At 59.6% G+C, this 9,944-nt stretch carries 7 protein-coding genes and 1 pseudogene; 6 read left to right on the forward strand and 2 right to left on the reverse strand.

From position 1 onward, the window contains the following. The first annotated feature begins 1 nt into the window (after position 1). The 3 genes and pseudogenes from CKO40_RS09010 (at position 2) to CKO40_RS09015 (ending at position 3,741) form a co-directional block, all read left to right on the forward strand. Positions 2-1,096: a nucleotidyltransferase domain-containing protein gene (locus CKO40_RS09010; protein ID WP_200345866.1), complete on the forward strand. Its 1,095-nt coding sequence runs from the start codon at positions 2-4 to the stop codon at positions 1,094-1,096. Positions 1,097-1,122: 26 nt separating this feature from the next. Continuing rightward, positions 1,123-1,497, forward strand: a pseudogene (locus CKO40_RS25330) (VanZ family protein); the annotation flags it as partial. A gap of 123 nt (positions 1,498-1,620) precedes the next feature. Further along, complete coding sequence (locus CKO40_RS09015; RefSeq protein WP_242476926.1) at positions 1,621-3,741, forward strand: hypothetical protein; 2,121 nt, start codon at positions 1,621-1,623, stop codon at positions 3,739-3,741. Between the two features lie 6 nt (positions 3,742-3,747). On the opposite strand, the gene CKO40_RS09020 is transcribed toward CKO40_RS09015, so the two are convergent. Further along, positions 3,748-4,743 carry a right-handed parallel beta-helix repeat-containing protein gene (locus CKO40_RS09020; protein WP_200345868.1) on the reverse strand — a complete coding sequence of 332 codons (996 nt, stop codon included), beginning with the start codon at positions 4,741-4,743 and terminating at the stop codon, positions 3,748-3,750. A gap of 863 nt (positions 4,744-5,606) precedes the next feature. On the opposite strand from CKO40_RS09020, the gene CKO40_RS09025 reads away from it, so the two are divergent. From CKO40_RS09025 to CKO40_RS09035, 3 genes are all read left to right on the forward strand, one after another. Then, positions 5,607-6,200 (forward strand): hypothetical protein, encoded by a 594-nt coding sequence (locus CKO40_RS09025; RefSeq protein WP_242476927.1) that lies wholly within the window; start codon positions 5,607-5,609, stop codon positions 6,198-6,200. Between the two features lie 14 nt (positions 6,201-6,214). Beyond that, on the forward strand, positions 6,215-6,919 hold the full coding sequence (locus tag CKO40_RS09030) for a tetratricopeptide repeat protein (RefSeq protein WP_200345869.1): 705 nt from the start codon (positions 6,215-6,217) through the stop codon (positions 6,917-6,919). A gap of 407 nt (positions 6,920-7,326) precedes the next feature. Further along, positions 7,327-8,631, forward strand: coding sequence for a hypothetical protein (locus CKO40_RS09035; protein ID WP_200345870.1), 1,305 nt, complete (start codon positions 7,327-7,329; stop codon positions 8,629-8,631). Here the strand turns inward: CKO40_RS09035 and CKO40_RS09040 are convergent. Continuing rightward, positions 8,589-9,278, reverse strand: a complete 690-nt coding sequence (locus CKO40_RS09040) for an IS630 family transposase (protein ID WP_200345871.1) — start codon at positions 9,276-9,278, stop codon at positions 8,589-8,591. The genes CKO40_RS09035 and CKO40_RS09040 overlap by 43 nt on opposite strands. Positions 9,279-9,944: the final 666 nt, after the last annotated feature.

A 9,944-nucleotide genomic window follows, 5' to 3' on the forward strand; every position in this document is an offset into this window, starting at 1 on the left:
GATGCGTGGGAACGCCGCCTTGCCGATGCCAGCAGGCCGTCATCTGCTCCCGCTGCTGCGCGATCCCGCCCACGCCCGAGGCATGCGGCTGGCCGATTGGGATCAGACCCTCCGCCTCGCGCGGCACGCACGCCTGCTCGGTCCGCTCGGGCACCGACTGCAGGCGGACCCGCCCAGTTGGGACCAGATCCCCGCGCGCGTGCAGGGCCACCTTCAAGCCGGCATCAACGATGCGGCCTACCATGCACAGCTCGTGCGCATGGAGCTGCGGGATCTCGAGCAGGCGTTGCCTTCAGACCTCTCCGTGACCCTGCTCAAAGGCGCGGCCTATCTCCTGCAAGACCTACCGCTCGCGCGCGGACGCACCCCGAACGATGTCGATCTGCTGGTCCGGCGGGCGGACCTGGAGACCGCCGAACAGGCGCTCAAACGCGCCGGCTGGCGCATGGCCGTCCAGTCTGCCTACGACGAGCACTACTACCGCGAATGGAGCCACGAGCTGCCGCCGCTGCGCTATCCAGGTCACCCGCTCGAGGTCGATCTGCACCACAGCATCACCCCGGTCACCAGCCGCACCCGCGCCGATGATGCCCTGCTCTTCGCCGACCTGAGACCGATCCCGAACTCCCGCTATCAGGCCCTCGGCCCGCTGGATCAGATCATCCACGCCGTCATCCACCTGTTCCAGGACTCCGAGCTCAATAACGAGCTGCGGGGGCTGCTCGATCTCGACGGGCTGCTGCGCCAGTTCCTCGACAGCGAGCAGGACTGGCGCATCCTGATCGACCGCGCCCGTGCCCACCATGCCAGCCGGCTGCTCTGGTATGCCTTGCATTACTGCCGCACCTGGCTCGGCACCCCGGTCCCGGAGCCGCTCGAGTTACCGGCCCCGCCGGCCCTGACCCGCGTCGCATTCGACTGGGTCTTCCGCCGCAGCGGCCCGCCGAAGCTCCCCGACAAGCGCTCCACCCTCGCGCAACGCCTCGCCCGCCAGGCGGGTCAAGCGCGCTACCATTATCGGCGGATGCCTGCCGGGCTCCTCGCCAGACATCTACTACACAAAGGCTGGATCAAGGTGACAGCCAAGAATAGATAGCGATAGCGAATCCCGGTCAGCAGAGCATGCCAGTCAGCCAGACATCGTCTCGGGGTATCATCGCGATCGTCGCGGCGCTCATCGCCTACGGCTCGCTTTATCCGCTCGCGTTTTCCCTTCATCAGGGCACAAGCAGCGATGTCTGGGTGCAGTTCCTCACAACCCGGGGCGAGGGACGCGACTCGCTCAGTAATCTCGTCGGCAACATTGCCTTATTCGTTCCGCTCGGCTTCTTCGCGGCGATTGGCGACCCAGCGGCGGGAGGCCGCATTTCCCGATTTCGGCCGATACTCGTGTGGGGGATGCTATTCGCCCTCACACTCCAGATCCTGCAAGTTTTGATACCCACTCGCGATGCCGCTTTGGTTGATGCGGTCTGGAACACCCTTGGTCTTGGCATCGGCGTCGCACTTGGCTCCGCTGCCACGTTAACGCGTTGGTTCCGAACCTCTGCTGAGCAGCCCCTACCGATGGCGACTCTTCTTGTCGCTTCGCTGTGGGGGGCAAACGAGCTCTTGCCTCTGGTGCCAAGCATCGACCCGCAGCTCGTCAAGGACAGCCTCAAACCGCTGCTAATCGAGCCACACTTCGCGCTCGCCGACAGCCTCGCCACGGCCATCGGCATCGGCGTGCTCGGCCAAGCCCTTGCGCGTCTCCTTGGCGAGCGTGCAAGCCTCCCCTGGCTGTTGCTTCTGGCGGTCCTTGTACTCGCGGTAAAACCGTTCATCGTCATCGTTGAGCTCGACCTCTCAACCGTCATCGGCTTCGCCATGGGCTGCATGACCTGGGCGCTTCTCCTGCGCTTCAATGGACAAGCGCGTGCAACTGTGCTCCTCGCTGCACTCTTCCTAGTACTGACCCTCACTAGCCTTGAGTCCTTTCACCTCGCTGATGAGCCCAATCCAATAGGGAGGATTCCGTTCGCCGAGGTGCTCGAAGGATCAATGCTGGTTAACGCACGAGCACTGATCGCCAACCTGTTTTTCTACACCGCCATCCTGTGGCTATTCCGGCTACATGGCGTCTCGCTCGGGAGGGCGAGCCTACTGCTCGCGCTCTGGGTAGCCCTGCTCGAAGCGGCGCAGCTATTCGTAATCGGGAGGACGCCTTCGGTAACCGAGCCGCTGTGGGTCCTTCTCGTCGCGTTTGTCCTTAGTCGCCTAACCGATCAAGCACAACCATGGGATGCGCGCCGCACTCCCGCGCGCGCTCAAGCCCAGTACCACGCAGACACCGCGCGAGCCCTTACAGAGACCACCCCATGGCAGCGCCTGTTGCTCCCGTTCGCCGTGATCGCGGCGCTCGGGGCAGCTGCACTCTTGATACTCTTGCAGCTGCCCGGCATTCCCTACAACCTGCGCGAGCTGTTACTCGGCGAGTCGCACCCGCTCGCGGCCTGGGTCTTCATGCTGGCGGTACTCTGGATCGGCGCCGGTGCAGCCTGGATGGCGCACCTGATCAACCGCTCACGCTGGCCGATCCTCTCCATCCCAACAACCGCATTCGTAGCCGCTATGGTGAGTCTGCTGTTGCTCATGCTCAGCGTCACCCAAGAGAGTCTCCTCGATATCGCCGGATCGACCAATCTGCACTGGTTCGTGACCAATAAGGACATCTGGGGCGAGCCAGCTCGCAACCTGTTCCTCGCCGTCGACCCAGACGTCGTTGCCTTCGTCGAACGACCGGTGCGCTATGCGGCACTCTACGGCCCAATCGTCATCTTCCTCGCCCTCGCGCAAGCGGCCTGGATGCAACTGCAAAACCAGGATTCATCCGTGCGCACCGTTGCGACGCGCCTGGGCTGGCTGATGCTGAATGCCCTACCTTGGCTCTTGCTCTGCAAAACCATCGTCTTCGATTGGTCCTCGACCGACAACCTGAACGAGCTCATCACGCGCGAAGGGCTTTTCGGCCTCCATGGCGACTATTTCCTCTACGCGCTGATGGCCTTGCTTGCCGTCGACGCAGTCTTGATCGCGAACGCGCACTCGCGACGCGCAGCGCTGATTGCCGTGTTGGTGAGCATCCTATCCATCCCGCTCGCCTGGTGGCTGCTCGACCAGGGGCTCGCAGACCAAGTCGAGAAATACGGCTTGACGTTCTCGGGCGTCCAATTCCTGCTTGGACCCGACCGCAGTGATCTGCTGAGCGAGGAGGCCCTGCTCGCGCGCTGGGTCGCGGTGCAAACGGCCGCCGTGATGACCTTCGCATTCGGATTGAGGCTCGCGAGCCCGATCTTCACACCCGCAGCCAGATCGGCAAACCGAGGACGCACGTCGACCAATACCATCTCCCCCAACCGCCGACATGCACCCGTCATCACGGTCAACCTGACCGAGCATCAGCTCGACTTCCTCGAGCAGGTGGCCGAACAGCTCGGGCTGGATTTGCGCAGCGCCCTTCAGCGTATCCTCGACAGCGTGCTCGACGAGGAGCAGGCGGAGTCGACCCTGCTGGACCAACTACCAAGACCGCAGCCCGAAGCCGGTGACCTCGGCCAGCGCCTCCATGCCATACCGATCGCATTGCGCGCGGATCAAGGACAACGCCTCTCAGGGATTGCAGAGCAGGCAGACGTCAGCGTCTCCCGAACCATCCGCCGCGCGCTGCATCTGTTCATGGAGTCAACCGCGGATTCGAGCTGACGGCAGTCACGGCCAATAGGCCCCGAACCGTCTCGCCGCGGCATCGCCCGCCCGCTGCTGCGACAGCCGCCTAGCCCTCGGCCAGTGCGGCGCGATCTCGAGCGTCTCCGGCATCCGCAACTGGCCGGCCCGCGGGCGCAGATCGATCGCCTCCAAATCCGCCAACGGCGCCCTGAACAGCGTCTCGGCCTCGGCGAGCCTGCCCACATGATTCAAGCCATTCTCCCACTCCGGCTGCGGGCGCATGCTCAGCAGCACGTTTCCGGCAACCTGGGGCGATACCCCCTCCGGCATCCCGCTCACGGTCAGGGCCGTGCCGCGCGCCAGGATGGTATTGTGGATCACATCCACCGCCCGTGGCACATCGTTGTGGGCCATGAAGATCACCCCATCGCCCAACCAGTTCACGAATCTGTTGTTGTGCAACGCCACGCGGCCTTCACCCTGGAACAGGCGCTCGGTCGGGTTCTGAAAGAACAGATTGTGCTCGATCAGGTAGTAATCCTCAGCGCCCGGCCCTTGCAGCGGAAAGTGCCCAACCAGCACATTCGGCCGCGCCCGCTCGCCCTCACCGCCGCCGGTCAGCTTGCTGAAGACATTGTCGCGGATCACCGTCACCGACGGCCCTTGCGGCATGCCCTCCAGCACCGGCCGCGGCGCCTGATGCTTGATCTGCAGGTTGTAGCCGAGCGTCTCCTCGATCCGGTTGCCCTCGATGAGGCCGTTGACGAAGGGGGCGCTCCCATCGGGATTCCCCAGGTACATCCCGGTTCCGACGTCTTTGATCCGGTTATTGCGGATCACCCAGTTCCAGGCCGGCACGCGAGTCGCAATCCCGTTGAAGCCCTGCGCCGCATCGAAGCCAGTGATGGTCAGGTTTTCCAAGTTCACATCATGCGCGAAGCGCCCGCGGCCTTCGGCAACAATCGCATGGCACCGACGGCCATGTCCTTTTAGGTAGAGATTCCTTATGGTCACATGTGCCGCGTCAATTAAACTCACGGTAATCCCATCCTCGCGACCTTCGAACACTGCCGGCGGCCCGTCGGCTGGTCCTTCGATGACCACGGGCCGCCCCGGTTCTCCAGTGATTCCTCGCAGCGGTAGTCCACTGCGGTAGCTGCCAGAGGCCAACATAAGCGTATCCCCAGCCTCCAGGTTGCCTAGGTATCCGCGATAATCTCCTGGCCCTGCATTCAGCAACTGCTCGGCGGCAGCCACTGCACCAAGCGACATACCCCATGCAGCAAGAATCAAGCATATCGACGCCAAACGCATCTCTTGCACGACTTTCCTAAACTTCGCTAGCGTATCGGGAGCAAAGTTGCTATGTTGTTCATGTTGCATAAAAACTACAGGCATTGCCTCCCGCAACCGCGGTACAAATTGCTGCGACATTATCGGCGAGACGATACTCCACTGAGTATGGCCGCTATCGACTCCACAACGCTGGCACGCAGAGCCACACATGACCGGAGCCGTAGATAGCTGACTACGGCATAGGCATGGGATTTCTGCCCCAGAAAAGGGATACGGCGACATTTTTCATCTATAGATTCACGATCATGACGGACACGTTCAATCGAGACGATTGGTATAAGCACGACCCTGACCAACGTCGCTATGCCGCAGGTAATGGGAGTTGGCTTGCGATCACTCCTGAGGAATTTGAGGCTATAACGGCGCAAGCAAAAACTGCGTGGAGGAGCGCACTAGAGGGTATTGCCTACCCGTGGCTCTGTTGGAGCGTTGCTAGCGATTGGTGCCTAGTGCAGCAACGACTAGTTCGTTCCGTGGGTTGGACACCTATCGTCGGATATGACCCCCGCGCGGACGTTCCTCCTATTATCGACGGCGCCATACTCATGAATTTCAATAAGGAGATAGGTTTTCCGAAACTTACACCCATGGTGCCAATGGAGCTTACATATTTATTCGCTCCTCGGCTCGCATTTTGGCATAGTGATCTTTTGGTACGTGAACCATTGCTTCGCAAAATTGCTGAATTATTCAAGGCTTTATCTGATGGTGAAATGGCAGCTGTTGATGACCGTCAAAGATGGCATCAACGGATAAGAGGTAATCGTGGCCGATACTGGGAGTTACTCGGTTGTACGACACGGGGTGCAAGTCAGTCAAACTTTGCACACGGGTGTGGATGGTGGCGTCGCAGCTATCTTCATCCAAACTGCCAAACCGAAGAAGAACGCAATCTTCGAAGGCGCCGCTATACATGGGATCATGGTGCTGGAATTCTGGCATGGCAAGAACTCCACAATGGCAAATTAAGGCCTCTCCGTGCAAAACCTTTACAAGAAGGACATTGTACGAAAATTAGCAATAAGCGCTACATAAAACAGTCTCCAAATAACGCCAAAAAGGATCTAACGAAAGACCTGGTATTTAACTACGATCTAAATGAAGTCTGCATTAAATTGGGGTTGGCTAAGTTCTTATAAACCGGGAAGTTCTTTTGGCGCCCTCCCAGGCTAACAACCTGCAGCTGCTGCCAGATTCATTAGCGATGAGCTTACAAAACACTATGAAACACTGCTTATCTCGTTTAATTTTGCTATCTCTATTGCTGATGGCAACAGAAAATTCCTTGTCGGTTGATTTCTGCCCGCCTTTAAAGAGCTCGCATGGAAATAGAGATTATCTTGACCCAAGTAATCAGCACCATGTGGGAATGGTTGAAAGATACCATTTTAATGAAGACGTCAGGCAGTTAAGAGGTGGCGCTCGGCCCAGCGGCAGCCTAGTAGGGGATCTTGAGTATACCTTGAATTGGTTTCCGAATCATCACGTGGCGCTTGATACGCTAGTCCGTCTTGCTATAAAGAAAAAAAATCCGATGCCTTTAGGCGCGGAACACATTGAATGTCGCTTTGAATGGGCTAGAAAAGTAAACCCGCAAGATGGCATGGTTGAATTTATCGAGGCCCAATATCGATTTAAAATTGGAGAACATGACCAGGCTAAGATTTTGCTTAAAAATGCAGCGCGGCTATCACCAAGAAATGCGAATGTATTATATAATGTAGGGTTGTTATATTTCCGCATGAAAGAGTACGAGAAAGCGCACAAGTATGCGCAATCTGCTTATGAGCTTGGGTTTCCATTACCGGGGCTACGTGAAATGCTTAGTGATGCCGGCTATCCACTAGATGAGTCTTGAATCATGTTAACGAACGGTTTTAAAATATTGTCCAGCTAACAATTATCCGGACACTCTCATTGTGCGTACTGAGTATACGGGAGCTTGAAGAACGACTTGATCAGCTCGGTTTCTTCTTTCAGCGACTGCAAGGCTGATTGCACGGAGCGCAACGGTGTCCGGTTTCGAAACCAATGGGGTACAGCTTGATCGAGTTTAGCTAACTGTCAGGGGCTGTCTACGGTGCCCGGAGGCAGAGGGGTTCCTGTTTTGATTCGTGCGTCGAGGGCGGCAAGTGTGCCCGCCCAGCGCGTTGTAAGGACCGCGAATGTTTATTGATTTAGCGCAAGCGAGTCAATAAAAAAGCTTGACAAGAGAGCCGGGGACGGCTCGCGTTTTCATAGGCTTCACCTATCGAGAACGCGATCATGTTTGATAAGAACCGCTTAACCAACCTGATGCAGACGCTGACCGAACAGACCGTTTTGGGGGACTTGCTCGCGCCGCTGCAGCGCGTCTTGTCTCGCGTGCGCCCGGCTAAGGCGCCGGGGCGGGTGCTGAGCAGCGAGGCGTTCATGAGTCTCGGTGTGCTGCGTCATCTGCAAGGGACCTCGGCGTTGCGGGAACAGATTCAACAGCTGCTGCATCTCGATGTGAGCGCCGTTGAGCGCCCGCCCTTGGCGCGCTCGACCTGGTCGGATGCGTTGGCCTCCAAGGAGCGCCAAGGGGTGCTGCGGGCGGTGGTGGCTGAATGGCGCGCTGAGGCGGCTGGCGTCTTGCCCGATCGCTTGGCCGAGCTTCCGGGGCTGGCTGGACGCCCGGTTCGGGCGCTGGATGGGACCGACCAGCAGGAGAGCGCTCACGATCGACGCTGCACACCCAAACAGGGCGGCGAGGACAACCCCAAGGGGCACGCCCTGCTGGCGTTTCAGAACCTGCGCATCGGGGTCATTGACGACGTCTTGACCGACACCCGCAGCCGCCACGAGATGCAACTGTTGCGCGACTACGATCAACGCAGCGACGCCTTGACCCGGGAGCGCCGGACCGTCTGGGTTGCGGATCGGGCCGTTGTCAATGCGCCGTTCTGGGATGCGAAGAAACGGGCGCTGAAGGTCACGGTGATCACCCGCATGAAGAAGAACCTCTGCGTGGACTCGACCGAAGGGTTGCCGATCGCTGAGCATCCCTGCAACGAGGGGGTCCTCTCGGACCTGCTCATCCGCCTGACCAGCTCGAAGGAGGAGTGGCGTCTGATCCGCTACCGCACGCCAGGGGGCACGGAGCTGGAGCTGCTGAGCAACGATTTCAGCCTGCTGCCAGGTGTGGTCGCCTTCCTGTATGGGCGGCGTTGGGAACAGGAGAAGACCCATGACAACTGGAAGAATGACTTCGCCGTGGCCAAGGCGTGGGGCCAATCACCGGTGGCCATCGCCAATCAGGCCGATCTGGCGATCATCACCACCCTGCTGGTGCATCGGATGCTTGCGCGCTGCCTGAAGGGCGAGCCCGCTGGCGATGAGAAGGCGCTGCGCAAACAGGATCGGCGACAGCAAGGGCTCGCCGATCAGGCGGTCGGCACCGAGCGCCCGGCCTGGAGTGCGCCGCTGTACCGCTATACGTCGAAACTCAGCCGTCAGGTGCTGCGCTTCTTTAAGCTCGCGTTTCTCCAACCAGCCTCGCCACAGCTCTATGAGACGCAGCTGCGGCCATTGTTGATGGCGTACCTGTGAGGGGGAGGCGGACACCGTTGCACGGAGCGCTTCAGGTCATCTTTCGTTTTAATTGCTTGTCGGCCGACCCGCTTATTCTTTACAGTGTTCCAGACTTGCTCGTCGGGGTTTAGCTCCGGCGAATACGTCGGGAGAAAGTACACCCGAATTTGATGGCGATGCGCACGCACAAATTCGCGCGTCTTTTTAGAACGGTGGAACGGTGCACCGTCAACAATGATAATCAACGGGTGATCGCGATTGGCAATCAGTTTTTCCAAAAAGGCGATGTAACGTTCAGAGTCGATCTTCGCGTCTTCAATCGAGAACTCCATCGCACCAGCGGCTGTCACGCTCGACAACAGGTTCAAACCACTGCGGTGCTCGCTGCCTCGCACCTGGGGGGTTGTCCCCACCGCGCCCCACGTCTTGCCCGCATGCGTGCGCAAGCCAATGCCGGCTTCGTCTTCAAACGCGATGTCGGCCTGAAGCTTCTCGGCGAGACGCTTAATGCGCGGAAAGGTGTCGGTGACAAAGCGCTCAACGGCCTCCGGTTTCTGCTCTGCAGCACGAAACCAGGGTGTTTGATCACTCAGCCCGAGCCGCTTGAGATGTTGGCTGACCGTGGTACCCGCCACCTGGATGGCCGGGTGACCGCGGGTGATCACTCACCCGCGGTTCCCACAGATCCGGACATGCGGAACTCCCGCATCCGGCTCCTCGGTCTAGACGTTCGCTACGTGGCATAGATGCTGTGCACCACCCGCGCGGGCGGGAGCGGGTAGCGCGTCGGGATAGAAATACGGCGCGCGCAACAGTAGGTCCAGGCTTGGCTGTTTCGGCGTTTCCGCGGGACGTGCCCGTTTAGACCAGACCGTGGTTCACGTTTCCGTAAGCCCCCCTACGATCCCGGACGGTCGGATTTCCCGAGTCCGGTTCTGACCTTGGCTTGTCCGCCCAGGGCCTTCCCGCAGCTGGAGGAAACTCAAATGCTGGCGCATATACGCCCCGCTCCAGCTCGGTTTACCACTGAGCCTAGGCCGGTTTACGCCATAGCTGATCTCGGCTCGGAGTCCGAGGCTATCGCAGGCCCGCCAAGTGCCCAGAGCCCCTTCGCCCGCTGTTGGTGTTACCTTCAGCGTAACCGTCTGGGCAACTACCGGATTGACCCTTCCTGTTTCAGGTCGTCCATTTTGAGGTTGTGCGGCAGCCAGTGGAAGCGGCAACTGCTCGAGAAGCTGCCGGAGCTGTTCGCGTCTGGCAAGGCGCGCAAGGAGCCGACGGTTGAGACGGCCACGGCGCCGCTTTACGAGGAGATCGGGCGCTTGAAGGTC

It is taken from the genome of Halochromatium glycolicum (assembly GCF_016584085.1).
GTDB lineage: Bacteria > Pseudomonadota > Gammaproteobacteria > Chromatiales > Chromatiaceae > Lamprobacter > Lamprobacter glycolicus.